Here is a 466-nt window from a genome sequence, read left to right as displayed (position 1 = left end):
CCCAGTTTCCCGTTTCTTTGCTTGGTAAAGTTCACTTCAAGAGTGTTCTTCTTTTCCGAATCCCGATTATAATAATCATCACGGTACAGCATCGCGATTACGTCAGCCGATGTTTCTATGCCTGTGCTACCTGCCAAGTCTGAATTGCCTGGTCGCTTATCCTGCCGATCATCCACGCCCCTGACAACCTGTGACAAGCCCATAACGTGACAATCGCATTCCTTCGCTGCTGCCCGAAGCTTACGGCATATTCGAGCTAATGCGCTGCCGCTGTTGTCGTTAGTTTCTCCGCGCTCTTTCACGTCCTGTAGGTAGTCCACCACAACGAAGTCCAGCCCTTGCGTTCGTTTAAGGCGACGCATGGCGTCCACAATGTAATCCGCGCTAACGCCGCGCGTATCGTCCACATAGATCGTCTTCAGTTCTTCTTTCCTCTTCTGCATCGTTTCGTAATGATTGCGTGCTA

General features: G+C 50.6%; 1 protein-coding gene. It reads right to left on the bottom strand.

What is annotated here, in order from left to right:
* The coding region (locus PPOP_RS16990; protein ID WP_042229668.1) for a DnaB-like helicase C-terminal domain-containing protein at nt 1-466 on the bottom strand (466 nt) is incomplete at both ends.

It is taken from the genome of Paenibacillus popilliae ATCC 14706 (assembly GCF_000315235.1).
Classification (GTDB): Bacteria; Bacillota; Bacilli; order Paenibacillales; family Paenibacillaceae; genus Paenibacillus_B; species Paenibacillus_B popilliae.
This window is presented reverse-complemented; position numbering and strand designations above follow the sequence as displayed.